At 68.5% G+C, this 26,837-nt stretch carries 14 protein-coding genes and 3 pseudogenes; 8 read left to right on the top strand and 9 right to left on the bottom strand.

Features of this window, described 5'->3' with window-relative positions:
- Positions 1 to 2: 2 nt before the first annotated feature.
- Complete coding sequence (locus ABD481_RS26555) at positions 3 to 689, top strand: TetR/AcrR family transcriptional regulator (protein WP_344668478.1); 687 nt, start codon at positions 3 to 5, stop codon at positions 687 to 689.
- A 462-nt stretch (positions 690 to 1,151) separates the two neighbouring features.
- Here ABD481_RS26555 and ABD481_RS26550 read toward each other — a convergent pair whose 3' ends face one another.
- Positions 1,152 to 1,472: a hypothetical protein gene (locus ABD481_RS26550; RefSeq protein ID WP_344668477.1), complete on the bottom strand. Its 321-nt coding sequence runs from the start codon at positions 1,470 to 1,472 to the stop codon at positions 1,152 to 1,154.
- A 296-nt stretch (positions 1,473 to 1,768) separates the two neighbouring features.
- Here ABD481_RS26550 and ABD481_RS26545 point away from each other — a divergent pair, with 296 nt between their 5' ends.
- Together ABD481_RS26545 and ABD481_RS26540 are read left to right on the top strand one after the other, a co-directional pair.
- Complete coding sequence (locus ABD481_RS26545; RefSeq protein WP_344668476.1) at positions 1,769 to 2,188, top strand: hypothetical protein; 420 nt, start codon at positions 1,769 to 1,771, stop codon at positions 2,186 to 2,188.
- Entirely contained in the window at positions 2,185 to 2,880 is a 696-nt protein-coding gene (locus tag ABD481_RS26540) for a 2OG-Fe(II) oxygenase (RefSeq protein WP_344668475.1), read from the top strand. The genes ABD481_RS26545 and ABD481_RS26540 overlap by 4 nt, the downstream gene beginning before the upstream one ends.
- Positions 2,881 to 2,902: 22 nt before the next feature.
- Here ABD481_RS26540 and ABD481_RS26535 read toward each other — a convergent pair whose 3' ends face one another.
- The 3 genes and pseudogenes from ABD481_RS26535 to ABD481_RS26525 form a co-directional block, all read right to left on the bottom strand.
- Positions 2,903 to 3,700: a hypothetical protein gene (locus ABD481_RS26535; RefSeq protein WP_344668530.1), complete on the bottom strand. Its 798-nt coding sequence runs from the start codon at positions 3,698 to 3,700 to the stop codon at positions 2,903 to 2,905.
- 131 nt (positions 3,701 to 3,831) lie between these two features.
- Positions 3,832 to 4,107: a hypothetical protein gene (locus tag ABD481_RS26530; protein ID WP_344668529.1), complete on the bottom strand. Its 276-nt coding sequence runs from the start codon at positions 4,105 to 4,107 to the stop codon at positions 3,832 to 3,834.
- Positions 4,108 to 4,414: 307 nt separating this feature from the next.
- Positions 4,415 to 4,615 (bottom strand): annotated as a pseudogene (locus tag ABD481_RS26525) (helix-turn-helix domain-containing protein); the annotation flags it as partial.
- A 393-nt stretch (positions 4,616 to 5,008) separates the two neighbouring features.
- Here ABD481_RS26525 and ABD481_RS26520 point away from each other — a divergent pair.
- Both ABD481_RS26520 and ABD481_RS26515 read left to right on the top strand, forming a co-directional pair.
- A complete protein-coding gene (locus ABD481_RS26520; protein WP_344668474.1) occupies positions 5,009 to 5,983 on the top strand; it encodes a hypothetical protein in 975 nt (324 codons plus the stop codon).
- A gap of 133 nt (positions 5,984 to 6,116) precedes the next feature.
- Positions 6,117 to 7,655: an amino acid permease gene (locus ABD481_RS26515; RefSeq protein ID WP_344668473.1), complete on the top strand. Its 1,539-nt coding sequence runs from the start codon at positions 6,117 to 6,119 to the stop codon at positions 7,653 to 7,655.
- A 23-nt stretch (positions 7,656 to 7,678) separates the two neighbouring features.
- Here ABD481_RS26515 and ABD481_RS26510 read toward each other — a convergent pair whose 3' ends face one another.
- From ABD481_RS26510 to ABD481_RS26500, 3 genes and pseudogenes are all read right to left on the bottom strand, one after another.
- Entirely contained in the window at positions 7,679 to 9,040 is a 1,362-nt protein-coding gene (locus ABD481_RS26510; RefSeq protein WP_344668472.1) for a TIR domain-containing protein, read from the bottom strand.
- A gap of 38 nt (positions 9,041 to 9,078) precedes the next feature.
- Positions 9,079 to 10,284 carry a helix-turn-helix domain-containing protein gene (locus ABD481_RS26505; protein ID WP_344668471.1) on the bottom strand — a complete coding sequence of 402 codons (1,206 nt, stop codon included), beginning with the start codon at positions 10,282 to 10,284 and terminating at the stop codon, positions 9,079 to 9,081.
- A 103-nt stretch (positions 10,285 to 10,387) separates the two neighbouring features.
- Positions 10,388 to 10,651, bottom strand: a pseudogene (locus tag ABD481_RS26500) (3-hydroxybenzoate 6-hydroxylase); the annotation flags it as partial.
- A gap of 11 nt (positions 10,652 to 10,662) precedes the next feature.
- Here ABD481_RS26500 and ABD481_RS26495 point away from each other — a divergent pair.
- Positions 10,663 to 10,764 (top strand): annotated as a pseudogene (locus ABD481_RS26495) (4-hydroxy-2-oxovalerate aldolase); the annotation flags it as partial.
- 157 nt (positions 10,765 to 10,921) lie between these two features.
- On the top strand, positions 10,922 to 12,052 hold the full coding sequence (locus ABD481_RS26490; RefSeq protein ID WP_344668470.1) for a hypothetical protein: 1,131 nt from the start codon (positions 10,922 to 10,924) through the stop codon (positions 12,050 to 12,052).
- Positions 12,053 to 12,101: 49 nt separating this feature from the next.
- Here the strand turns inward: ABD481_RS26490 and ABD481_RS26485 are convergent, their stop codons facing one another.
- Together ABD481_RS26485 and ABD481_RS26480 are read right to left on the bottom strand one after the other, a co-directional pair.
- A complete protein-coding gene (locus tag ABD481_RS26485; RefSeq protein WP_344668469.1) occupies positions 12,102 to 12,854 on the bottom strand; it encodes a hypothetical protein in 753 nt (250 codons plus the stop codon).
- A gap of 48 nt (positions 12,855 to 12,902) precedes the next feature.
- Positions 12,903 to 19,814, bottom strand: a complete 6,912-nt coding sequence (locus tag ABD481_RS26480) for an RHS repeat domain-containing protein (RefSeq protein ID WP_344668468.1) — start codon at positions 19,812 to 19,814, stop codon at positions 12,903 to 12,905.
- Between the two features lie 536 nt (positions 19,815 to 20,350).
- Between ABD481_RS26480 and ABD481_RS26475 the strand changes: the two genes are divergently transcribed.
- Positions 20,351 to 26,776, top strand: coding sequence for a ricin-type beta-trefoil lectin domain protein (locus tag ABD481_RS26475; RefSeq protein ID WP_344668467.1), 6,426 nt, complete (start codon positions 20,351 to 20,353; stop codon positions 26,774 to 26,776).
- Positions 26,777 to 26,837: the final 61 nt, after the last annotated feature.

Genomic DNA, 26,837 nt, shown 5'->3' with positions numbered 1-26,837 from the left:
CCATGACCGCTCCCCCGCCGACCCCCGAGCCGGCCCCCGAGTCGGCCCCCGAGTCGGCCCCCAAGTCGGCCCCCAAGTCGGCGCAGCCCGCCGCGCGGCCCCGTCGCACCGGCGGACGGGTCCGCAACGCGGACGCCCACACCGCGATCCTCGACGCGACCGCCGAACTGCTGGAGGAGGTCGGCTACGCGAGCCTGACGATGGAGGGCATCGCGACGCGCGCCGACGTCGCCAAGAGCACGATCTACCGCTGGTGGAAGTCGAAGGGCGTGCTGGCTATGGACGCCTACGCCCACGTGGTGGCCGCGCGGATGCCCGAGCCGGACACGGGCTCGCTGCGCGGGGACCTGGTCGGGTTCGTCAGGGAGCTGTATCGGGTCGGCAAGTACCCGCTGCGGGTCCGGACGCTCCAGGGTCTGATGGCGGAGGCGCAGCTGGACGCATCCTTCGCGCCGCTTTTCCAGGAGTGGACCGGGCAGCGGCGCGCGGTGGTGCGGGCCATGTTCGCTCGTGCTGTCGCGCGCGGAGAACTCGCCGCGACGACCGACATCGATCACGCTGTCGACGTCATCTTCGGCGTGTTCTGGTACCGGCTGCTGCTCGGGCACGAGCACTTGAAGCCGTCGGAGGCGGAGGTGCACGTCGACAGGCTGCTTGACGGGATTCGGGGCGCCGAGGGACGGGGCTGAACGGGCGTAAGGGGCGTGGGTCGGGGGTGAAGACGGTGGGGTGAAGGCGGTGCGCGGGGGTAGGCCCAGTGTCGTATACGAAATCGACTACGGGCGGAGGCGGCATGCCTGGCAACTTCACCGACCTGACGGGCACGCGGCAGTACGCCTTCCACGACTCGGCCAAGACGCGGCGCGTTACAGTGGCGGGCAGCCCGCAGATCATGCTGCGGCTGTCGATCTCGGCGAAGCCGGATCCGCCGGGCGACGTGCGGATGCGGGTGGTGGATGTCGACCATCCGAGCAAGGTGATCCAGCCGCAGCAGACGGTGGCGGCGGACGGCGCTGTACGCCAGTTCACCTGGACCGTGCCGCCGGGCTCGTACCAGGTCGAGCTGACGTCGACGGTGCCGATCCCGCTCGGGGCGCTGAAGACGGGGACGTATTCGGTGGCCACCGACGCGCCGGAGTTCGAGACGAGTTTCACGCCGCCGGAGCCGGGGCCTGGGCCCGGGCCGGCGCCGATGCCGATGCCGGCTCCTGGGCCTGTGCCGGGGCCTGGGCCGGACGGGCCGGGGCCGGGACCTGGGCCACATCCGAGTCCAGGGCCGGAGCCGGGACCACGGCCGGAGCCCGGGCCGCAGCCGACGCCTGAGCCGCGACCCGAGCCGGAACCACAGCCGGCGCCGGAGCCGGGACCTGGGCCAGTGCCGGCGCCAGCGCCATCGCCGGCTCCGTCGCCGGCGCCAGTTCCGTCACCGGGGCCAGCACCTGGGCCGTCACCCTCTCCGGAGCCGTCGCCATCTCCCGAGCCCAGGCCGGAGCCCGAACCTCGGCCCGAACCCAGCCCCATGCCGACGCCGTCACCATCGCCCGAACCCAGGCCGGAGCCCATGCCGCTGCCGGGACCGTTCCCCGACCCCAGGCCCGAGCCCATGCCGTTCCCCGAACCAGGCCCCAGGCCTGAACCCGAGCCGGAGCCAGGGCCCGAACCTGCGCCACAACCCGAGCCCGGCCCGAGTCCCGGCCCTGGCTCCGGCCCCGGCCCCGGTCCCGACCCGGGTCCCGACCCCGGCCGCATCCTCATCGGCGACATCTGGGTGAAGATCAAGAAGGCGGCCGAGGACCAGGCCCCGCTCGTCACAGCCCTCCAGTCGTCGACCCTCGCCACCCGCGCCCACCTGTCCGGACTGCTCGACCGGCTCGCCCAAGGCGTCGCGGGCGCGGTCGGCCCCGCGGCTCGCAGCGCGGATGTGTCCGGCATCCAGGTGCATGTCGGCCGGACCACGCTCTACGCGTCCCCCACCGCGGCGGGCACCGTCGAGTTCGTCCACACGATCGACCAGCCCGTCGACGTCACGTTCCTGTACGACAGCGCGACTCCGCTCCAGGTCCCCGCGCGAAGCCTGCTGCTGTTCGAGTCGCCGTACGGGTATCGGCTCGACACCGCCGATGCTGCGGAAGCCACGATCCTCACCGGGCGGATCGCCGCGGTGCCGGATTCGGGAGGCGCACAGTGACCGAGGCGTCTTTCCGGAACGAGGACGTCGCCGTCTATGACGACGTCCTCCCCGCCGACCGCTTCCAGGCGTTGCTCCGGCATCTCAATGCCATGAGCTACACGTCGGTGCACGCGTCCGAGTGGCGCAAGGTCTGGCGCCTCCACGACGGCAACCCGCTGACCTCCCGGGCGTTCTGGTACCACGCCCCGGACGTCGCGGCGAGCGAGGCGCCCGCCTATCCGACCGGGACGCCGATCGACGACCTCACCGACTGGATCACCGGCCATGCCGGTGAGGTCGAGGACATCATCGGAACGCCGCCGGGCTGGGACCGCTTGTCCCTCGCGCCGTGGATCTATCCGCCCGGCTCCGGGCTGTCGCTGCACCAGGACGGCAACCTCTACACCGGGGCCTTCACGTACTTCGCCCACCCCGACTGGCGCCTGCACTGGGGCGGCCAGCTGATGGTGCTGGACCGGCGCACGCAGGCACGTGGCGTCGACGAGCTGTGGCCGCCGTTCCTGGACGACGCCGCCGAGAGCGTACGCGCCTTCGACCCGGGCTTCGCACTGACCATCTTCCCCAAGCCGAACCGGCTGGTGTTCATCTCGCCGACGGCGCTGCATCTGCTCACCCGCGTGGACGTCAACGCCGGCCAGTCCTCCCGCCTCTCCGTCGCAGGGTTCTTCCACAAACCCGCGTCGCGGTGAACCAGACCCCTTACTCCCACCATCAGCCCGCAGCCGACACCGCCAACAACCGATCGACAGCCTGCAAAGCCCCACCCCGAGCCGCACCACTGGAAACGGCGACCAACTCCCGCGTCGCCCGGGACGCGACAGCGAGCGCCCCGAGCGACCCGGTGAGCTCGACGAGCTCGATCGCCGACCACAGATACCGCAACGCCGCGTCGACATCACCCTCCCCGAGACACGCGAGCGTCAGCTGACCGCACAGCAGCGCGAGCACCCGCCCGGGCTCATGAGCAGCCGCAGCCGCACCCAGCTCAACGCGCGCCTCGGCATACCGCCCAAGCGCCAGCTGCGCGGCACCAGCCAACCGCCGGTAAGTCCGCGCCGGACACGCACCCGACGCGGGATCATCCGCATCGATCAGCGCCATCGCACCCCGCGCCGCCGCAAGCGCACGCTCGCACTCGCCAACGTGACCGAGCATCGCATGCCCCTCAGCGGCATGAAGGCGGGCCAGGGCGAACAACGCATGACTGACCGGCGCGGCAATGAAAGCGGCCTGCACACAACGACGAATGCCGGCCCGCGGATCACCGCCATAGAGGCCAAGGAACGCCGCACGCAGAACAGCCGATGCTTGCAGCACCGAATCCCCAGCCTGCGCAGCACGACGAGCAGCACGATCAAAGAGCTCCTCAGCCGCCACCGGATCACGCCGCCCAGCAGAATCCCACAACAACCGCCCGACAAGCAGAGCCGCCTCGGCTTCAACAATGTCCAGATCACGACGCCACCGCGCAGGCATCACGGTCCGGAACGAACGATCCTCGCCATCCACGCGGGTCCCCGAAGCGGTAGCAGAGGCAGCCGCCCCGACACCGCCGCCGCCGAAACCAAAACCGCGAGCGCCGCCGACGACTCCGCCAACACGAGAATCGGCACCGGCAGCACCGACACCAGCACCGCCAACTATGCCGGCGCCACCAGCACCCGCAACAACTCCAAAGCCGACACCAGAACCGCCACCAACGCCGCCGCCAGTGCCGCCGCCAGTGCCAAAGCCGCCACTCGCAGCCGCCCCACCGCCAGCACCGATGCTGCCATTGGCGCCAGCACCGGCACCGACAGTGTCGCCAGCACCACCACCGCGACCGCCAAGACCACCACTAGCCGCAGCACTATCGCCACCGCCAACCACGCCGCCACTGCCGCCCGCTCCACCCCCGCCACCACCAAAGCCGCCACTCACAACCGCCCCGCCGCCTCCGCCATCACCACCACCAAAAACCACCCCACTCCCCCCTCCACCCCTCCCCCCAACCTCAGAACTCCTCAATTCCTCCACCCGCGCCAACACCCCCGCCGCCCGAACCACCAACCCCATCCCCGGCCGCACCTCGTACTCGGCCACCAACCGCGTGATCTCCTCCCGCATCCCCGCCAGCGCCGCCAGCAGCGCGTCGTCCGGCTCCGCGCCGCGCGCCGTACCGGCGCCCCTCCCAGCTCGTGCTGCCGCGCCGCCTGCGCGTCCCGTCATCAGCAGTTGTTCCAGCTCATGCAGTCCTACGCCCAGGACTCGCGCGATGCGGGGGCGTTTTCCTGGTAGTGGGGTGGTGGTTCCGCTTTCCCAGCGGACGACGGTGGAGACCTCTACTCCGGCGCGGGCGGCGAAGGTTTCCTGGGTGTAGCCGGCTGCTTCGCGGGCGTGGGCCAGGGCGGGGCGGCGGGTAGTGGAATTCCTGGATTTAGGCATCAATGCTCCACCATTTGCGTGTTGCCGGAGTGCGATCGGTGATATGCGGACAGTAAGATTTTCGCCAGCATACTGATTCGTCAGAGGCCTTGTCGCCTGGTTCGTGCATGTTTTGCGCGCGATTCCTGCGCTTCCCGTGGGAGCCGGCTTTCCGCTTGGGTAATCCGCGTTCGGTTCGGGCCCTGACAACAGACTCCAAAAGGCGGTGGCGGCCGGTGTGCAGACACCGCACGATCCGCCCTCCCTTCCCGGCGCGCGCCATGGCGGCTGCGGGAAGCGGTTGGGCATGCCCCACGTGGGGACGGCTGGAATGATTCCCCCTACCACCCCGCAGGCGGGAGCGCCGCGTCCGTGGTGAAGCGAAAAGGACCTGGTGAGGGTCGGCCGAAGCTGGTGTGGGATCCCGCGGGCGGGGACCGGCGGCTGGCGACCACCACTCAGGAGTTGCGCGCGGGCCGGTACGCGTTGGCCGCGGAGCTGTTGGCAGACCGCGGCGCCGACGGGGACGCGCACAGCGCCGAGGAGGACGTGCGCAGCGCGAGCGAGGATCTCCGGGACTACCGCTACCTGGTCCTGGCGCAGGTCGCGGCGGCCACCGGCGTGGACACCGCGTGGCTGGCCGAGGAGCCGGGCAGCGCGGAGGCCGCTTTGCTGCGGATGCGCGCGAACGTCATCAGGGCCCTGCAAGCGCATCGCGTCCGGCATCCGAGGGCCGGCGGTCTGATCGAGCTGGCCCGGGCCCAGTGCCTGGAGGCCGCCGAGCGGTTCCCCGGCGACCCCCTGCCCTGGGTCGCGCTGCTGCACCTGGCGCCGGCCGCGCCGGAGAACGTGCCGGGTCCCGTCGGCCTGGCGGTGGACGGCCCGTGGCGGACGATGGCCCAGCTCTGGCAGCGCGATCCGTGGAACCGCGAGGCGCACCATCGGCTGCTCGCCGCGGTCGGCCCCAAGAGTGGCGGCTCGGTATCGGCGGTGGCCGGCGTGGCGCTGTGGGTGACCAGCCGGGCCCCGGCCGGGTCGGCGCTGTCGGTGCTGCAACTGGTCGCCTTCATCGAGGCGTTCCGCCAGCAGCTCGGCGGCGAGAAGCCGAACAAGATCCTGCTCACGTACCGGAACTGGTCGACGGCCTACGCGCAGCAGGAGACAGAACGCTGCTATACCCGCTGGTTCGCGCCGACCGGCGGACGCGGCGCGCTGCTGCCGGATCTGCACCTGCTGGCCCACGCGCTGTGGGCCGGATCGCACTGGGAGCCAGCCCGCAAAGTGTTCGGCGCCATCGGCCCCTACGCGCTGACCACGCCCTGGTCGCTGCACGGGGATCCGGAGGCGGTGTTCGTCACGGCCTGGGAGCGCTGCATGTCCGGCCCCTGACACAGCCCCGCACACTCCCTCGCTCAGCACTCCTCGCCCAGCACCCCGCACTCCTCGGCCCAGCACGCCTCAGCCCAACACCCAGCACCCCTCACCCCTTGCCCCTCACCCCTTCCCCAGAGAGGAACGGCAGATGGCCACCTCCGCCACCTCGACGAGCCGCCGCGGCGGTACGTCAGCACTGCCCGACGACGACCAGACCCTGCGCGAACTCGGCTACCCCCGCCAGCTCGCCCGCCGCGTCAACGCGTTCGGCAACTTCGCCATCTCCGCGACGATCATCAACTTCATCTCCGGCGTGATGACCGCGCTGAGCTTCGCCATGGTCTCCGGCGGCCCGCGCATCATGGTGTTCGGCTGGCTCGGCGTCGGCCTGCTGGTCCTGTTCGTCGGCGCGGCGATGGCCGAGATCACCTCGGGCTTCCCGACCTCGGCGGCCCTGTACTACTGGTCGGCGAAGCTGGCCAAGCGCCACAACGCGGGCTGGAGCTGGTTCACCGGCTGGCTGAACTTCATCGGCCAGATCGGCGGCACCGCGGCCACCGACTTCGCGCTGGCGAACTTCGCCGTGGCGCTGGCCACGCTCCAGTGGCCGAGCTTCCATCCCGACGCCAAGGGCATCCTGGCCATCTACGGCGGCATCCTGCTCGTCCACGCGCTGCTGAACACCTACACCGTCGGCCTGGTGGCCCTGCTGAACAAGATCAGCGTCGCCTGGCTGCTGGCCGGCGGCCTGGTGATCACCTTCTACCTGATCGTGTTCCCGTCCCACCACACCACGACGAGCTACGCCTTCACCCACTTCGTCAACGGCACCGGCTTCAAGTCCGGCCTGTACGCGGGCATGATCGGCCTGCTGTTCACCAGCTGGACCTTCACCGGCTTCGACGCCTCGGCGCACATGTCCGAGGAGACCACCCACGCGGCGGTCTCGGCGCCCAAGGGCATCGTCCGCGCGATCGTCTTCTCCTGGGCCGCCGGCCTGGTGCTGATCCTGGCCCTGACCTACTCCATGACCCAGTACGACAAGGAGTCCAAGGCCAACGTCCCGGCCGCGGAGATCTTCGTCGACGCCCTGGGCCACACCACCGCCAAGATCTTCCTGCTGGTGATCTGCGGCGCGATCTTCTTCTGCGGCCTGGCCAACATGACCTCCAACTCGCGCCAGATCTTCGCCTTCTCCCGCGACGGCGCGATCCCCGGCGGCCAGCTGTGGCGCTCGGTCAGCAAGCGCACGCACACGCCCGTGAAGTCGGTCTGGTTCGCCGCGACCGGCGCCTTCCTGCTCGGCGTGCCGTCGCTGTGGAACACCGTCGCCTTCCAGGCCATCGTCTCGGTCAACGTCATCGGCCTGTTCGGCTCCTACGGCGTGCCGATCTTCCTGCGCCTGCGCCGCGGCGACGACTTCACCCCCGGGCCGTGGAGCCTGGGCCGCTGGAGCCGGCCGGTGGCGACGGTCGCGGTCGTGTGGATCGCGCTGAGCAGCATCCTGTTCCTGCTGCCGCAGTCGAGCCCGATCACGCTCAAGTCGTTCAACTACGCCCCGGTCGCCCTGGCCGTGGTGCTGCTGATCGCGACGGTCTGGTGGTTCGTGACGGCCCGCCGGACGTACCGCGGCCCGATCAGCTACGGCACGCCCGAGGAGCTCGCGGCGATGGAGGCGGACCTGTAGGGCCGACCCGCCTCCCGCCGCCGTCAGATCGGTGGCAGCACCCCCGCCACCAGCGCCGCCGCATGGACGGCGGGGGTGCACACGTCGGTGCGCTGGTCGGCGAGATACTCGATGGTCTGGGCCTCGACGACGAGCTGGTGGCCCGGAGGCACGAACCACACCATGCACGCGGTCCCGGGTTGGAGCCCGCTGAACGCGCCGTTGCCCAGCGCCGGCTGCTCGGTGAGGTCGCCGTGGTCCAACTCGGCGCGGTACTGGGCCAATGTCCAGTTGCCCGCGGCGCCCAGATGCCCCGGCGGCTGATAGATGTTGACGACGTACTCAGGGTTCTTGCGCTGATCGAGATGGACGTAGCTGCAGAACGTGGGCGGCGACTGCCGATCAGCGATGGCGTCGATCGGCAGCCCGGTGGCCTGCGTCATCTGGTCCAGGCTCGGGCACGGCACCGGTGTCGGGTCGCCCGCCGCCGTCGGCTGCGCCGGACCGGTGGCCGAGGCCGGCCCCGAGGCGCCGGAGGTTCCGCCCGAGGTCCGTCCCGCCCCGTTGAGGTTCGAGGGCTGCGACAACCCCGCCCCCGTCGACGGCCCCTGCGACGCCGCGGCGATCTGATACGTCCCGAACGTCGTCCCGCTCAGCGTGCCAACCACCACCAGCGTGGCGATCAACGGATGCGCGGCCGCGAACCTGCGGGCCCGGTTGACGATGTTCACGACACCGCCGTCGCCGGTGGTCACGGCGATCGCGTGCTTGCCGGTGGCCGCCGACAGCTCCCCCGAGCCGCCGACGATCGTGGTCGTCGGGCCCTTGCCGCCCCGGATGTCCACCGGACCCGTACCGGGACCCGGCCCCGAACCCAGCCCCGAACCCGCAGGCGTCGCCGCCGGATCGCCCACCGACCCCGGAGCCTCGTCCGGCGCCAGCCCCGGCACCAGTTCCAGCAGCCGTTCCGCGATCTTGTTCAGTCCGAAATCGGCGCTACTGCGATACAGCCGCACGAACTGCGACCGCGCCAGCTGCGCGATGTCGGCCGGGAGCTCGTCCGCGCCCGGCAGCATCACGTCGTCGCCGAGCAGCAGCGGGACGACGTGCCGCCGGTTGTGCAGGGCCGTCGCGATCTCGCGGCGGACCCAGTCGTCCGCCGCGTCGATCTTGCGGCTGCCGTCCGGCGCGGGCGCGGCCAGCCAGCCCGGACCGATCAGCACCAGCATGATGTCGCTGGTCGCGGCCTGCACCACGAGCCGGTCGGCGAAGTCCTCCCCGGCCTGGATCGACTGGCCGGACTTGAAGACCTGCTCGGCGCCGAACCGGCCCTTCAAATACAGGTAGACCAGGTCCGGGGTCCACGGCGTGTCGACCTTGCGATAGCTGATGAACACGTTCGGCATCTGCTTCTTCCCCCCACCAGAGACGTTCGGCGCGTTCGTCAGCGCCCTCGGAGTACTGCTTCGAGATCGGGCAGCAGGGCGCGCACCGCGGGCTGACGGCGGTACCGGCCGAGCGTCGAGGCCACCTCGCGCACGTCGGAACGGATCGTCGCGGAATCGGCGCGGGCCACCGCCGGCACCGCCTCCGCGAGCACCGCGCAGGCCTCCCCCACGGCCTCCGCCCGGGCCAGGGCGAGCGCCCGGCGGACCACGAACCGCGTCCGCGTGTTCGGGCAGCCGGCCGGGACGCGCGCCACCTCGGCGGCCAGCAGCTCGGCGGCGCGCGCCGGGCGGCCCAGATCGGCCAGGCACCAGCCTTCGACCAGCCGTGAATCGTCAGGGATCGAATTCGGTCCCCAGGACGCCCCGGCCGGGAAGGGCGCGGGCGCGTCGGCGAACAAGAGCTCGGCCTGCGCGAGCGCGCGATAGCAGGCGTCGTAGTCACCCGCCCGCGCGTGCCCCTGCGCCTCGCGCCTGGCGGCCAGTGCTCGCACTCGGGCCGACACCTTCGGCTCGGCCCCGGCCCGCCGCGCCAGGGCGACGGTCTCGGCGGCGTCGCCACGGTAGAGCGCCAGCAGCGCGCGACGTTCCCATGCGTAGCCGACCATGTCCGCGTCGCCGGCGTTGGTGGCCCAGCGTGCGGCGTCCTCGGTCCACGCGGCCGACGCCGCGTCCGCGCCGCGTTCCTGAGCCATCCAGCCTGCGTATTCGGCGTAGCGCGCGGCGAGCAGCCACAGGTCGTTGGCGACCTGGCCGTCGCAGCGGGCCGCAGCCGACGCCAGGGTCGTCGCCCCGGCGCGCAGGGAGGGAAGCAGCAGGTCGGAGGAGCCGGTCTGGCCCAGGGCCCGCAGGTCGGCGAACAGGCGACGGTAGAGCTCCAGGTGCAGCTCCGCCTCGTCCGCGGCGAGCGCGGGCTCGCGGCGGCGGTCGTGGAGGTGTTGGTCGCACCGGGTTTGGTCGCAACAGTGATGGTCGTGGTCATGGCGGCCGTCGGCAACAAGCGCCGCGAGCGCCCCGTCCGCGCCCAACGCCGCGTCGACCGCCTGCGCCACCGTCGGCGAGGGCCTGCGCGACCCGCGCTCCAGACTGCTCAGGTGCGGCTTCGACACGTTCGAGCGCCGCGCCAACGCAGCCAGCGACCAGCCCTTGGCCGCTCTCAGCCGGCGCAGCCTGACGCCGAACTCATGACGCGGATCGCTTTCCACGCAGTCAGAGTACGAACGAGCCCCGGGGGCGGAACGCGATTGGCGAAACTACCGTCTCCAGATCGTGGAGACGAGGCGTTTCCCCTAATCACGGCCGGGTATCTCAGGCCCCGATGACTGCCGGGTCGAGCTCCACCGAACCGAGCGGCACCGGTACGAACATCTCAGGCTCCCGCTCGATCCGGTCGTGGTGCCACAGCCGGCCCCAGGCGCGGGACGTCGTGACGACGCGCCGGCAGTGCTCCGGGCGGACCGCGTTGTAGGCGGCGAGGGTGCCGGCCCAGTCGACGGACCCGTCGGCGGCCTGGCGGCGACGGGCGTGTTCGGCCAGGACCCAGCCGTCCTCGATGGCCATGCTCTCGCCTCTACAGCTTCGACCACCACTGCGACCTGTTCGCCCTCCAGGACGCCGCCGACGACATCGTGCGCCCCTTGCAAGACCGCCTGGTCCGCGTCGACCGGGAAACCCTGACCCTGGGCTCCTCCCCGCCGATTCGCTGTGCACGCGTTCCGCTCCTCCCCCGCCCGTGTCGCCCCGGTCGCACCCAGGCCATAAACATCAGTGCCCGAATTCGCCCGCCGAGGGGAAGCTCACGGGCGTCGAGCCCGGCCGTGTCGCGACCAAGGCAGGTATCCCATGTTCAAGATCCGCCCCCTGGCCTGTGCGGCAGCAGCAGCCGCCCTCCTGCTGACCGGCGTCGGCGCCGCCCAGGCCGACCCGCCGGTCGGGGTACAGGCCGCACCGACCGACAACGTCTCGATAAGCTCTGTCGCCACCCAGAACTTCGGTGACCGCCTTTCAGTGCTCTACAACGCCACCGCACCGACCGGCCCCAAGTACTACAACTGGGACTCCATCGGGCCGATCGGCCAGTACGATACGATCCCGGTGAAGAGGGACCCCAACTGCACCTATTCGCGCCCCTTCGGCTCCACCGCCGCCATCGCCCAGCTGGAGACCCCGCGCCGGACCGCCAGCGGCGCCTATTGCGTCGACCTGGCCCTGTCCACCCGCGACGTCACCGCCGACGACGGCAGAGGCCTGGCAGCCCTCCAGTTCGGCCGGGACCTGGTCACCTGGGCCGCGCCGTCCGACGGCAACGCGGTGGCCAACCTCACCGACGCCGAGCTCCGCGCCATCTTCTCCTGCGACGCCACCCGGCTGCCCGCCGGCGACTTCCAGCACACCGGCGCCGTCGCCTGGCGCGACCTGACCCTCGAGCACGGCACCAGCCCCGACCTCGTCGTCCCCGTCCTGCCCTGGATCGCCGGCTCCGAGACCCGCACCCGCTGGCTCGCCGGCCTGGGCATCAGCGCCATGGGCGCCTGCGGCATCGACGGCCTGTTCAACGACCAGCAGATCGAGGAGGACCAGGGCAGCCAGCCGGTGTTCACGGCCGGGACCAGCGCCCAGTACAAGGACCTGATCTTCCCCTACTCCGCCAGCCACTACATCTGCCAGACCGTCAGCGGCTGCGCCGGCAACGCCGGCCCCCTGACCGCCCGCCAGATCGACGGCGTCGCGCCGATCACCGCCACCCACACCCTGAACACGGCGACGTTCCCGGGCTCGTATATCAACATCCTGTATGTAGTGTTCCGCAACGCCGGCAGCACCACCACGCCGCTGGTGCCCCCGAACCTGGTACCGCTCCTCGGCCAGGGCCGCGCCACCGGCTTCATCTGCGGCACCGTGGCCACCTCGGCGTTCACCGGGTCCGGACTGGCCACGGTCCCGAACTGCGGGGCGATCCGCACGACCACGTAGCCGGTCGGCGGACGCGCCCCGTGTCAGCCTCCGACCGGGCCCGACTGAATCAGACTGCGGAGTCTCTCCGGCGCCACTTGGCCACGGTCCCGTGCTCATCGAGATCGATGAAGCCCGCCTCGGCGAGAGTGGAGATCATGTCGAGCAGCATCAGGCTGGTCGGATTCGACGACGACATCACGCTTTGCGCCTTGGAGATGTCCGACGACTCGAAGACCCCGAGCACAAGCCCGAGCCCCAGCGCCGCCTCGTCGATCTCCCTCCAGTTCGCGAGCAGCGTGCTCAGATTCGCACCGATCTCGGCGTGGGTATCAATACTCTTCGGCTCGTAATAGCGACTGAGCTGCTCCGCGAGAAGCTGAAGCCCGCCGCTTTCCAGCTGTAGGGCATAAGAAGCGGACGCCTGCTCAAGACCCGCCAGGAACGCGACCGCCACACCCTGCTCGGCAGCGATCCGTGCCATCGCGTCGCGCCTGGTGACGATGAGACAGTTCTCCGGACGCACGCCTGCCTCAGCGAGGGCTTTCCCGAGCGCGTTGGCAAACGACTCGGGAGAGTCCGACTCGTAGAAGCCCAGACCGGTGAGCGACCAGCCGGGCCGCGATGAGGCCGAACCCTTCCACGCAACCGGAGTCGCGTCCGTGAGCACAGTCCTGAAACGGGTCTCCTTAACAGCAGCCGCGACCACGGCTCCCCAGTCCCCCAGAGAGGAAGGCCCACCGCCCTGAGCGCTCATCACGATTTCTCGATCGACATCCAAGAGAACATGTCTGGTACCAGAAATCAGCGACTCGCCATTCATGGTGGACCTTCCTCATTTCACGGGAACGAACCGAGGACCGCAGGCTACTTACTCAGCAACAATGTCTTCCGCAATAGTACCCACCTCTTCCCAGAGGCTCGCGGTTCCCTTGATCGCGTCATCGAATTCCGGACCGGTCATCAGGACGTCGTCCGCCGGCCCGATCATCGGGTGGCCGGGATCCGAGGGATCGACCCGGACCTGAAGGTTCGGCGGCAGCTTGCTGACGTCCAGCGACCATTCCGGATCTCGCATCTGCTGTGGCAGGTACTTCCCGTCGGTACGCGTCGACGTGCCCTGGACCTTGGAGGTGTCGATGGTTCCGTCCGGGTTCATATCCTTGAAGTCGGAGTCTCGATAGCCGAGGTACCTTCCAGTGTTACCCAGCGCGGGCTTTCCTGTTTCAGGATCCTTGATCATCCGACGGAACACGGCCGTCATCGCATTGCTGACACCGCTCCAGTCGCAATCCCCGATCAGCTGGCACATGAAGCCGTTCTGTGCGTTCCCGATCGACTTGAGGAGCGTGCCCTCCAGCGTGTTCACCGTCTTGGTGAAATCGGGCCCGCAGGCGTTCGGCGCGGCATTGCAGACGCCGGCCCACGCCACCAGCTCCTTGCCGTAGCCGACCACGGCGTCCGGCGGCGTCGCCAGCCCGCTGTCCAGCGGCGGTACGAGCTGCGAATAGATGCCGAATCCGTGGTCGAACTGCTTCACGTACAAGGACTCGAGGACCCCGAGGTTCGGGTTGTCCCCCGCCACGCTGAAGTGCGGACTGATCTGCACCATCGTGATGACGTGCGAGGAGCTGCGATCGATGTCGCTCGCGCACTCCCGCTTGGCATAGCCCGACAGACCACTACACGGAGCCGGGGCCGGAGCCGGTTCCGGAGCCGGCGCCTTCATCGAGTTGGCCGAGTCCGAGGGATCGATCGCGCGCAGGCCGCTCGCGTCGATGAGGTTGACGGGGTCATTGCCGGAATAGCTGTAGCCGCCGATGCCCTGCGGACTGGACGGCTGGAACACCGGGTCGGCGGAGATGAAGCGGCCGGTGGTGGGGTCGTATTTGCGGGCGCCGATGTCGACGAGTGCGGTCGAGGCGTCGGTGGTTTTGCCGAGGAAGGTGTGGTCGTCGACCCAGGCGGGTGTGGTGGTTTGGTTGACCGCTGTGCCGCGACTGTCGCCGAAGGGCTTGGTGTAGCGGCGGGCGATGATTTTGCCGGTGGCGGCGTTGACGGTGGTGCCGCCGGTGCCTTGGCTGTTGTTGACCTGGTAGGTGATGGCGCCGTTGCTGGCGACCACGATGCCCGGTGCACCGGGGTAGTTGTAGTAGCGGTTCGCAGTGACGGTGTTCGCACCGGCCAGGTGGATTTCGGTGGTGCCCACGTACAGAGATGTGCCTGCGGTGGTGCCACCGATGTCGCGCCGAATCAGCTGGTTGCCGTCGGCGTCGTAGAGGTAGTCCACCGTCGTGCCGTTGTTGTTGTCGACGTGCTTGAGGCGGCCTTCGGCATCCCAGGTGAGCTGCTGGCCCACGGCGGTGCCGTTGGGTCGCAGGGTGCTGTTGCCGGCGCCGTCGTAGGAGTAGTTGTCGGTGGCCCCGCCGGTTTTGGTGATCTGGCTCAGCAGGTGTGGTCCGGTGCCGGGGTTGGTGGCGCCGCCGGTGTTGACGGTGCCGGGTGCGGCGTAGCTGGAGGTGCGGGTGACGCTATTGGCGGTGACGCCCGCCGGGTCGTGGTCAGTGACGCTGGTCCGGTTGCCGCTTTGGGCATCGGCACCGCTGTAGGTGTAGGACTGCCAGTACCGGGCCGGGCCGCCGATCTGTGTGGTGGAGCTGGCATCGGTCGGCGGGTTGTTGGTCCTCGACGACGCGCAGGAGCCCAGGGCGCCGGTGGCGGTGGTAGGGCTGTTCGGGTTGGTGGTCGCCGACGGCGACTGGTCACCGGAATCGGACCAGGCATTGGTCAGACGACTGGCGTAGTCGTAGGTGTAGCACTGGATGTCCCGCTGCGCCGGACCAGGATTGTAGGATCCCGACACCGACCAGTTCTGGAGGTCCGCGGTAGAGGTCAGCTGGCCTGCCGCGTCATAGGTGTAGGAGACTTCGTCAACGCTGTAGGTGTTCAGCTGCGTCGGGTTGACCGTGCTCTGACCGGCCGTGGTATCGACGAAGGTGTTCGTCACCCGGCCAGTACCGGCGTCATACAGGTTCTGCTGCACGATCTGATAGGGGTAATCGCCCAGCGTCCGGGACAGAGTCTTGCCGTCACGGTCGTAGATGGTGCTCACGAGGTAATCAGCGTTGCCGCCGGTGAACAACAGCAACCCGAACCGGTTGTAGGAGTTGTAGATCGTCTCCGCGGCGATACCCGCGTTCGGAACGGCCGGGGTGTCGTAGTAGGACAGCTCCCCAGTCATCGAGGTGTAGTAGTTGTTGCTCTGATACGTCCCCGCCAGCGCACCTTCACTGGCCGGAATGATGGTCCTGTTGCCCAACGGCCGGTAATCGGCGTCGTAGCCAGTGATCTGCTGCTTGTAGGCGTTGCCTCCGGAGTAGCGGATCGTGGAGTCGGCCTGGCCCTTGTTCCCGGCCGGGTCGAACGTCCACCCGGCCAGCTGCGCCGCGCTGTTGCCGGTCGCCTGCACACCCGCGTTGCCCACCGCAGTCGGCGAGCGGTCGGCCGTGGTGCCGCCGTCGTACTCACCGGTCTTGCGGTTCATCGCGTCGTACGTGTATCCCAGCACATGCCCACGCCCGTCGGCAGTCGCCAGCAGCAAGCCGGCGTCGTCGGCGTAGGTCGTGCTCAGACCGGTATCCGGGTCGCTCTTGGTCACCTGGTGCCCCAGCAGGTCCGACACCGTGGTGGTCCAGACATTGTGGGTCGGGGTGGCGGCGTCGGTGACCGTCGTCGTGGCGCCCACGTTGCCGCCCGGGTTATAGGTGAGCCCGTAGCTGGTGACGTCGGCGTCACCGGAATTGCCGGTCGGGGTCGGCGGACTGTTCTTGTACGTCCACAGCGCCGTAGTACGGCCGCGGACGTCGGTGAACGTCGAGGTCGCCGAGGAGGTTCCGGTGCCATTACCCGCCGGGCCGACCACATCGGTGCGGTCCAGCCCCGGGTAGGAGGTGGTGGTCACCATGCCCGAGATGGTCGAACCGTTGTGCTTCTGGGTGACGGTGACCGGACGGGACATGCCATCGAACGTCGTGACCGTCTGCGCGGGCAGGTTGTCACTCCAGGAAGCCCACACCCCGGTCGGCGTCGTCGCGCCCTGATCGAAGTAAGGCTGGTTGGTCTCCATGACTCGGCCGAGCGTGTCGTACCGGGTGTTGACGATCATCCGGCCGTGCGACTCGTCCAGAGCCGGCGACTGCGTCTGCACCACCTCGCCGAACCCGTCGATGATGCCGAAGGTGGCCGCATAGCTGCCGTCCTCCAGCAGCGTCTCGGTCTCGGCGTACCCGTTGGGCTGCGCCGGCTGCGACGGGGTCGCCAGATGCGGAGTCGTACCGTTGGTCAGATACGTGAACCGCATGTTCGGCGAGGTCTTGTTCGACGCCCACGGGCGGTCCGGCTTCCACACCCCCTTCAACCGCCCCATGCCGTCGAACATCTCAGTAGTGAGATGCCCGTTCATGTCGGTGGACGTCTCCGGGATACCACGACCCTGATCCAAGGTGGTCGTGCTCGCCCAACCCATCGGATCGGTGACCTTGTAACCGGTCGGCAGGGCACCGCCGGTCGGGGCGTAATCGGTGTGGGTGGTGTGCTGATCAGCATCGGTGGCCGAGGTAATGCGACCGTAGGTGCCGTCGAAAACGGCGCTCGTCACGGCCCAAGACTCGGTGTAGGTGTTGGTAACCGGATTGGTGAGCGTGATCCCCTTGGCCGTCTTGACCGTCGTCGGATCCCCAGCCCCCGGCAGCTCGCCGTTGTTCGGGGAGCCGTCGTATAGCGTGATGGAGTCAGAGATCAGATTGGCGCTGGTCAGAGTCACGTTGTAGGTACACGGGCCAAGCGCCTTCGTGCTCTCCCACGGAACACTGGTGCGCTGCGTGTTCGAGGTCTGCAACGCGTATCCGGTGGTCGTACACAGCTCTTGAACCGTGCCATCGCCCTTGTCGTCGGTCATCAACAACCGGCCGTTGCCGCCGGGAGTATTGGTGGCGGGGTTCGGCAGAGTGTTGTCGTAGTCGTAATCAATTTCGCTGCGACGAGTACCGGTGCTCACCTTCTGGTAGGTCACCGTCTTAGCGGTGTGGGCGAAGTGCGCACGCTGCATCGGCAAACCCGAGCCACGATCGTGCGCGGCGGTCACCATGTTCCCCGGGTCCGGACCACCGGATGGCAGGTTCACCACATGGGCCGGACCCGAACTGGTCGGATCCACCGGGATATTCACCACGTCGGAAACGACGTCACTACTCGTGGCCGAGGCGTAGGTCTGCGTCTCCAACACCTGTCCCGCCAGCGAGTTGTCGTCTCGCAGCCCGGGGACGCCGGGGGCGAAGACGTCGCCGTGGCCGTCGACGACCCACACGTGCTTGTTGGCATCCTGGAAGGGATAGGTGGCGTTACCGTCCTGATCCATACCACGGAAGTACGTGGCCACCGTCTTGGTGTTGCTGCCATCGACCTCGCCACCCGCGATCGCCTGCACCTGCGCATAACCGCGGAACTGATCGAACGTCCGATGCTGGGCGTCAGCCTGCTCCGAGTCGTTGGTGTGCCACACCGGAGTACCGAGATAGCTGTAGTTCACCTGCCGCATCGGCGCCAACAGTGTGTCGTCGTACCGGGTCACCGAGGTCACGGTGTACTTGTTGAACCAGTCCAACGTCGGAGTCGACGACGTACTGCCAGGCAAACTCCAATACTCCGGATAACAGAGAGTTGAGTTCGCGGTAATCGTCGGCGCGGTAGAACCCGGGCACAACGTGCTGGGATCGGCATACGACACGTCGACCTCGGACCCGGTGGTGTCGGTGATCGCGTCCATCCGCAGACGGTTGTAGTCCGAGGCGTTGTTGCTGGCGTTGAACGAGTGGGTCGCGGCCCGGTTCGGCAGGAACTGGCCGTAGGTGTAGACCGTCGGATCATCGGCCTGGGTGGTGGTGCCGTCCTGGTTCACCACCCAACCGCTGTGCTTGATCCCGGCCAGCCACAACGTCGGTTGATTCCCGGAGGTGGAGGGATCCGGCACCGCGTTGAACTGATGCATCAACGTGAACTTGTCCACCGGACGGTAAGCGGATCCGGTCCACACGTTCGAGGTCACCGAGTCCAGGCGCTCAGTGTTGTAGAACGACGGCCACAGGTCAGTGCACTTCGTGCCACCAGCCGTACCGTCCTTCGTCCCGGCCGAGGTGCAGGACAAGTCCCAGGGAGTGTCCACGAACGACGGAGCGTTCGCGGCGGTGATCCCAGTCTGCGCGATGCCACTGGAAACAGGGACCACACCCGTCGGGCAGCGGCTGTCATGCCCGGCCTGGCTGGTGTCGCTGATGCACCGCGCCACCGGGTTGAACACCACAGTGGCAGCCGGGTGAATCGTGGAGTTGTAGTAGTCATCGGTGCGCCAGCCGTAGTCGATCTGCCGCAGGAAACCGCCAGCCTGATACTCGGTCGGACTGTTGGCCGCGCCACGCAGATAGAAGTTCTCCTCGCGCGCATAGGTGTAGCGCGTCAAGTTGTGATGCGGGTCGATCACAAAGTCGAGGTTCCAGCGCCACCCGGTCCGGCAGTCAGTGGCCACTGCCGTCGTGGGATCCGCACACTTCGAACCCGCCGGACTGCCGGTACCGAACACCGGAGCGCCCCAAGCCGAATACGTCACCGGCTCGGTACCGCTGTTCGTACCACCAGGCAGCCGGTTCGCACCGAAGTAGTACTGCGTGCCATCAGTCGTGGTCAGACGCCAGTACGTACCACCGTCACCGGCGTTGCCGTTGGTCGCGCCGCTGAGCTGCTCCACCCGCGTGCCGTCATCACCGGAGATGCGCCAGACACCCGTGGCATCGTCATGGACCAGCTCGCCGCTGTGACCGGCCAGAGACACCGTCGCGTTCGGTATGCCCCAGCACTCGTCACCGGAAGTCGGGAAGCCAGCCTTGGAACACGGCTTGTAGGAACGCTCGATGAAGCCCGAGTTGTAGTCCCAGCCATCACCGACCCACGAACCCTGCCCGTTCGACGCCGACGTCCGACCATCGACGTTCGCCGAGTTGTACGACAACGCCACCGACGGAGCCGCGCCGCCGAGCGAGGCGGGGGTCGCGATCGGGTAGGTGTAGTTGAACGAACCCTCGTTGCCGCCGCTGGTCCACGTGTCCGACGGCTTCAACGACGTGGCCGAGTAAGAACCGTTCATCCCCGACGGAGTCGAGCTGGCCGCCAGCACCAACGGCGCCGCCGAAGCAGCCGCCGGGACGCTCACCGTCGCCACCAGCTTGTGATGCTGCCGATCGTTCGTGAACGACACCGGGGTCTGCTTGCGACACGCCGGATCGCTCGGCGTCGTCACCGAACACGCGGGCAACGCCACCAACGCCATCCGGTCGGCGAAATCGCCACCGAACGCAGTGGCGAAGCCGGAATAGTCCACCGCGACCGTCGCCGGGGTGCCGGCCGTGGTGCCGTCGGCCCGGACCGCGGTGACGATCACGCCTGCCACGCCCGCCTGCTGCGCCGCATCATGCGCCGCGACGCTCACCGTCACCTTCGGCGCCGGCACCGACTGCGCCGGCGCGCCAGGCGCCTTTGCCGCGCGCAGCACATCCGCGCCATCGCTGGGCGCTGCGATACTCACCGGCATACCGGCGATCGCCGCCAAGCCCGCAGTGGCATCCGACGCCGCCCCGGCGGCCAACGGCTTCAGCGGAGCCGCTGCGGGAGCCAGATCCACTGTCGCGGTCGCGGCCGACGGCCAGGTCGGAGCCGGGGCGTTATACCCGGGCAAACTCTGCGGTGTAGAACGCTTCGTCGCCAACCCGCCCTGCGACGGCACTGCCGCTTCTTTCACGACCGGCCGCGGCTGCCAGATCTTGCCCTTGTACGCACGACCCGCCGCATCGACCGACGGTGCCGACAACAGTGGGAGCGCTACCGCTGCCGCAGCTGTCCAGACCATGACACCGCGCGCGCGTCTTAGTCGACTCGCCGAGATCGCTGATGCCGTAGAACGCCAAGCTCCCATGAGACCCCCGAGCCCCGTAGCCGAACATGACAAGCGCCGACACGTCGGGCGGCGGCACCGGACCGCACTGTATTCGAACCCTGCGATACTGTCGACTGTCGACCATGGCGGAGATCCGCCAAGAGTCACGGATGGATAACGCATTTTTGCTATATGGGATACAGAGCTGGCTATCTCAAATCGCATACATAACGATTTCGCAACGCATGACGATTGACGCAGAGCTCTGCGACGCTCTAGGGTCCGCTGACGCAGGACTCAATGCGTGACCCTTACATCCGGACACGGAAGGTGCAACCATGCGCCATGCCCTGAAACGCTCGAAATACATCAAAAAACTCACCGGGCCAACGCTCGGAGCCGCGCTGGTCGTCAGCATGGTGCTCACCGGCGGCCAGGCGTGGGCTCAGACCACCACGGCGCCGCCGGCGCCGCACTCCACCCCGGCCCCGAAGCCCGGAGCTGACAGCTCGGGCAAGGCGGCCAATACCGGGCCGGTGCAGAAGGTCGCCGCTGCCTCGCCGGACAAGCTGGCGGCGCAGAAGGACCTCGCCGACGCGACTGCGAAGGCCAAGGCGACCGGTAAGCCGGCCCCGGTCGACCCGCAGACCACGATTTACGCCACGACCGTGGCCAACCCTGATGGCTCGTTCACCTCGACCGAGAACATCGCGCCGCAGCGGGTAAAGCAGAACAACGCCTGGGTCCCGGTCGACAGCACCCTGACGCAGGCAGCCGATGGCACCTGGCATTCCAAGGCCTCAGTGTTCGGAGTCACCATCTCCGGCGGCGGCACCGCGCCGTTGGCAGTCGAGGACGACCACGCGGGTCATGTGCTGACCATCACCTGGCCCTCGGCACTGCCCAAGCCGCAGGTCAGCGGCAGTACCGCGACCTACCCGGCGATTCTGCCCGGCGTGGACCTGAAGCTGACCGCCACGGCCTACGGGGTCAGTGACGTCCTGGTCATCCACGATGCGAAAGCCGCCGCCAACCCGGCCTTGCAGAGTCTGCACCTGGGCATGTCCAGCCCGGGATTGACGGTGAAGTCCAACGACGCCGGCGGCCTGAAGGTCACCGACAAGGACGGCAAGGACCGCTTCACCGGAACCACCCCGATGATGTGGGACTCCGCGACGGCACCGGCCGCCAAGGCCGCCGCCACCCCGGATCAGAGCTCGAACACGGCCGCCCCGGACACCACCGACCTCACCAAGTCCCCGGCGCTGACCTCGCATCTGGCCAAGATGCCGATCACTGCCGGCGGCAACGGAGTCGACTTCCGCCCCGACGCCAAAATGCTCGGCGATCCCGGCACCGTCTACCCGGTCTATCTGGACCCTGTCATCAACCCGGTGTACTCCAACGAGCGCGCCGAGATCTGGCAGTGCGGCGACACCGAATACATCAACGGCGCCGGTGAAACCGGTACCCAGACCATGCGCGTGGGCTGGAACTCCTGCGGCGGACTGATCCGCGGCATGCTCCAGTTCGACACCAGCCAACTGGTCGGACTGGAAGACATCCCCGAGCGGATCGATCAGGCCCACATCAGCCTGCACAACCAGTACCAGTGCACCCCGGTGACGGTGTTCCGCACCGGGCCGATCCAAAGCGGCGTCACCTGGAGCAACCAGGGCGGCAAGAGCATCTGGACCGGCGGCTTGGCCGGACCGCTCGCGGGTCAGGGACAAGGCTGCCCCACCCAGAACACCGGGCAGCAGTTCACCATCGATGACCTCCAGCAGGCCAAGGATGCCGCCTCGAACGACTGGGGCACCATCACCCTGGGCTTCCAGGCCGCCAACGAAGGCAACCACGCCACGTCCAACTACATGGCCTACTACGCCTCCGGCACCGGCTACTGGGGCGCCAGCGAGCCCACCCTGACCGCCCACTGGTGGAGCTGGCCGACCGTCGCCAACTTCGGCGTGACCACCGCACCCATCAACAACCACGGCGCCACCCAGAACATCTGCGGACCAACAGAATCCAACTTCGGCTACCTGCCCATCACCAGCACCCCGGTCCAGCTGTCCGCCGACGTCAGCGACGTCGACGGCGGCCACGACCTCGGCTTCGCCTACGAACTCGACGCCTACAACGCGGCAGGCAACTGGGTCAGCAACACTCCGCTGTCCAGACAGACCTTCCCCTACCCGACAGCCAACACCCCCCGGCACATCACCGCGCCCTTGTCCACCAACTGGATCGACGGCCAAGAGTACGTGATCAACCCGTGGGCCTGGGACAACGTCGAGAACCCCGACGGCGGCCAATGGTCGGCCAGCAGCGGCGGAACCTGCTGGTTCAAAGCCGCCACCAGCGCGCCCAACCAACCCACCTTCAGCAACACCACCTACCAGCGCACCGGCCAGCACCTGGCCTCCTACCCCACCGTCGGCACCGGCGGCAACCTCACCGTCAACGCCACCGCACCGACGACGCCCATCGTCCGCTTCGACTGGGCCCTGAACACCGCCTCCACCAACGAAGGCAACGGCCACTGCACCAAGACCGGCAACAACTGCGGGTCTGTCAACGCCGGAAACAGCACCAATACCAACGCCACCATCTCGATCCCCGCCGGCGCCGGCAACGGTGAGCACTGGGGCAACAACTACATCTACGTCAGCGCCATCGACGCCGCCGGCAACGTCTCGGCCTACGCACGCTTCGACTTCTTCGAAGCCCAAGCCTTCCAGCCCGTCTCCTTCGGGAATGTGACCGGCGACGGCACCCCCAACGTCATGTCCACCGACAGCGCCGGGAACCTGATCGTCTACCCGACCAACCGCGACATGTCCAAGAGCACTGACCCGAACGCCACCGCGGCCGCCAACGCCATCCAAGTCGCACCGGCCGCGACCGCACCCAACGACACATCCTGGGCCAGCGCGCTCTACACCCACCGCGGTGCGGAAGTCGTCCAACCCACCGACGACCTGTTCGCCTTCGACCACACCGGCGACGGCACCGGCCACATGTACTACTACCGCAACGCCCAGACCGCATCAGCATCCACACAACCCGGCTACAATCCACCCGACACCGTCAACGCCTTCACCCAGACCGCCCGGACCCAAGTCCAGCGGCCCGCCTGCACCCCGGCCGCCAACAACGGCTGGTGCACCGGCTACCAGACCAGCTGGAACGACGTCAAAAAGATCATCGCCCTCGGGCCGGTGACCGGCGGCTGCGACATCGTCCACCCCACCATCGCCTGCAAAACCAACCTGATCACCGTCGAAACCGACGGCGTCTCCCCCGCCCGAGTATGGCTGTTCACCGCCGCCGGCACCGGCTCACTCAAAAACCCCATCCTGCTGTCCACCTCCACCCCGGACTGGAACTGGGCGTCACCCGACCTCACCCTCATCGCCCCCGGCAACGCCTCGCACCACCCGGCTCCGACCGGGGCACCGGCCGCCGGCGGCATGCCCGACCTGTGGGCCGACTACGACGGCACCCTCTGGCAGTTCACCAACCACTCCGACACCGGCATCCTCGGCGCCGGAATCGCCAACCTCGACGCCAAGACCCGGCTCGGCGCCCCCGGCCAGTTCAGCGCGTACAGCTGGGTGTCCTCGGCCGGTGACCTCAACGGCGACGGCAACCCCGACCTGTGGACCATGGCCAACGGGCGCCTCGACGTCCTGTTCGGGCCGCTCACCGGCACCATCGACCTCTCCGAACAGTCGCAGACCACTGCCACCCTGATGGAATGGGGCGCCAGCCTCGGCGTCACCAGCCTGCAAGGCAGCCAAGTCACCCCCGGCTCGATCGGACAGGTCGTCTCCGACATCACCGGCGGCCCCGGCGGCCAGATGTGCCTCGACGACCTCAACGGCTCCCAGACCAACAACACCATCGCCGACATCTACCAGTGCAACGGCACCCGACCCCAGAAATGGAAGTTCGGAGCCGACAGCACCATCCGCTCCGTCGACGGAACCGGCGCGGCCAACCTCTGCCTGGACAGCGGCGGACCCGCCGTACAGGGATCCAAGGTCGTGCTGTACTCCTGCCAGCCGAACAACATATGGCAACAGTGGCGCACCATCCCCTCACCCTCGGCACCCGGCCACTTCTGGATCTACAACCCGAACACCGGATTCTGCCTGGACGACACCAACCGCTCGAACGCCAACGCCACCCAGTTCCAGAGCTGGCAGTGCATTGACACCACCAGCTCCCCGGCACCGCAACAGACCTTCGCGCTGCCCGGAGTCCCCGCGCAGACCCAGGCCATCGAGGCCGAGAACCTCGGCGCACCGTGGGGCAGCAACAACGGCGGCAGCCCGGGGGTCCAGACCAACTGCTGCGGCGCCTCGTGGTCCAACAACGGACAGCTGATGCTGGCCAACAGCACCGTCGGATCCACCATCACGCTCAACTACGACGTCGCGGTCGCCGGCATCTACCAGGTCGCACCGATCATGACCAAGGCCGTCGACTACGGCACCGTCTCCCTGACCGTGGACAACGCCGCCAAACCGCTGCCCACCGTGTTCGACGGGTATCAGAGCTCTGGGGTGTCCACCGCCGTGGTCCCCTTCGGCACCGTCGCACTGGCCGCGGGCAACCACAGCTTCACCTTCAAGGCCGCCGGCACCAACCCGGCCAGCACGGCCAACCGCTACAACCTCGGTATCGACAAGCTCATCCTCGTACCGTTCAGCAACACCGCTCCGACACCGGCGTTGAACGTCCCGGCCTCCGGGGTCGTCGGCCTGTCGGTCACCGCCGACGCCGGCACCACCTATCCCGGCGCCTCGCCGATCACCGGATACACCTTCGACTTCGGCGACGGCACCGTCGTAGGGCCGCAGGCGGCGGCGAAGGCCGTCCACGCGTACTCAGCGGCCGGTTCCTACCAGGTCAAGGTGACCGTCAGCGACGCGACCACCAGCAATACGACCGCCTCGACCATCGTCATCAGCACCGGGCCGACCAGCGAGTGGAAACTCAACGAGGGCTCCGGGACCACGGCTGCCGACACCGGTAGCAGCGCCGCCTTCCCGGCGACGTTCACCGGCGCGGCCAGCGCTTCGCCGGGCCGGTACGGGGTCTTCGGCGGCCCCAGCTCCGGGTACGCCGCCACGGCCGCGCCCGCGATCGACACCACCAAGTCGTTCACCGTGTCGGCCTGGGTCTATCTCGACTACGCGACGAGCAATCAGACCTTTGTCACCCAGCGCGGGAGCCAGGCCGGAGGCTTCCAGCTCGAATTCGAGAACAACGGCCTGGCCGGGAACGTGTGGTCGTTCACCCGCGCCACGGGCGACGTCGCGAACCCGGGCTACGCCCACGCGAACTCGCCGGCCAACAGCCCGAAGACCGACACCTGGACGCACCTGATCGGGAGCTGGGACGCCGCCACCGGCGCCATGTCCCTGTACGTGAACGGGCAGCTGGCGGGCACCAGCACCGACACCTCTCCCATCGCCGCCACCGGGCCGCTGACGATCGGAGCCGGGTTCCTCAACGGCGCCGCGACCGGCTACCTCGGCGGCGGCATCGCCGATGTGCGGGTCTATCAGCAGTCCTTCGGCAGCGAACTGGCGGGCCAGCTGTTCCAGAACACCGGCTTCACCCCGCCCACCACGCTGACCTACGCACTGTCCACGCCCGCCGCGCTCACCAGCTCGGACGGCACGGCGGCCGCGTGCAGCACCGATCCGGCGCATCCCACGACGAGCACCCTGGCGACGCCCGCGCTCGGGGCCTCGCTGACCGACGCCACCTGGCACGCCGAGTTCGAGATGCGGGACGTCACCGACCCCGTCGTGGCACCGCCGCTGTCCTACCAGGGAACCGGCTTCAGCACCGCGGCCGGCGCCCAGGTCAGCCTGACCACCCCGGCGCTCACCAACGGCCACGAGTACGGATTCGCGGCCCGCGCCCGCAGCGCCACCGGCGCCGTCTCGGCCGTGTCCCCGACCTGCTACGTGCGCGTATCAGTGAACGGACAAGCCGCGACGCCGGCGACCGGCGCGGCCGGGGCGTTCCTCGACAGCACCGTCTACTCCGCCGCCGCCGGCCCGACCAGCTGGGTCGGACCGCTGACCACGCTGGTCTGGCAGACCGACGGGAACCTGGTGCTGTACAAGAACACCGGCCAGCCGATCTGGGCCTCCAACACCGCCGGGAATCCCAACGCGACCCTGACCCTCCAGGACGACGGCAACATGGTCATCCGGCCGGCTATGCCGCTCGACGACGCCGCCGGCAACCTGTACGCCGGTGACCTGTGGAGTTCGGTGACCTACAACAAGGGCGCCTACAGCCTGGTGGTGCAGACCGACGGCAACGCCGTGGTCCGGGCCCCGTCCGGCGGCGTCTTCGGCACGTACGGCGACATCTGGAACCTCGCGAACGTCGCGGTCGGCCGCTGCCTGGACAGCAACGCCCAGGGCCAGCTCTACAGCAACCCCTGCGACACCACCAACGGCTACCAGCGGTGGATGATCACTCCCATCGGCAACGGGTCGTACACCTTCCAGGACAACGCCACCGGCCTGTGCCTGGACGGCGACGGGACCAGCGTCTACACGCGCCCCTGCACCGGGAACAACCCTTTCCAGCAGTGGCGACTCACCAAGAGCACCTCGGGCTGGGTCTTCGCCCACGTCCAATCCGGCAAGTTCCTCGACATGCAGTCCGACGGGACGCCGTACTTCAACAGCACTCGAACAGGGGGTACGTCTCAATTGTGGGGCTAGCGTCGAGTAGTCGCGCCGTGCAGGCGTCAGGCGCCTCGCACGCGTAGACGGATCCCAAGTC

This window comes from Catenulispora yoronensis, assembly GCF_039531695.1.
Classification (GTDB): domain Bacteria; phylum Actinomycetota; class Actinomycetes; order Streptomycetales; family Catenulisporaceae; genus Catenulispora; species Catenulispora yoronensis.
The sequence above is the reverse complement of the archived record's forward strand: the minus strand, read 5'-3'. Positions and strand labels throughout refer to the sequence as shown.

Bases quoted from the DNA above. Each gene is read 5' to 3' on its own strand.
- ABD481_RS26555 (WP_344668478.1), top strand. From the start codon at position 3: ATGACCGCTCCCCCGCCGACCCCCGAGCCGGCCCCCGAGTCGGCCCCC.
- ABD481_RS26550 (WP_344668477.1), bottom strand. From the start codon at position 1,472: ATGGCGACGGCTCCGGAGAGGGTGACGGCCCAGGTGCTGGCCCCGGTG.
- ABD481_RS26515 (WP_344668473.1), top strand. From the start codon at position 6,117: ATGGCCACCTCCGCCACCTCGACGAGCCGCCGCGGCGGTACGTCAGCA.
- ABD481_RS26510 (WP_344668472.1), bottom strand. From the start codon at position 9,040: ATGCCGAACGTGTTCATCAGCTATCGCAAGGTCGACACGCCGTGGACC.
- ABD481_RS26490 (WP_344668470.1), top strand. From the start codon at position 10,922: ATGTTCAAGATCCGCCCCCTGGCCTGTGCGGCAGCAGCAGCCGCCCTC.
- ABD481_RS26485 (WP_344668469.1), bottom strand. From the start codon at position 12,854: ATGAATGGCGAGTCGCTGATTTCTGGTACCAGACATGTTCTCTTGGAT.
- ABD481_RS26475 (WP_344668467.1), top strand. From the start codon at position 20,351: ATGCGCCATGCCCTGAAACGCTCGAAATACATCAAAAAACTCACCGGG.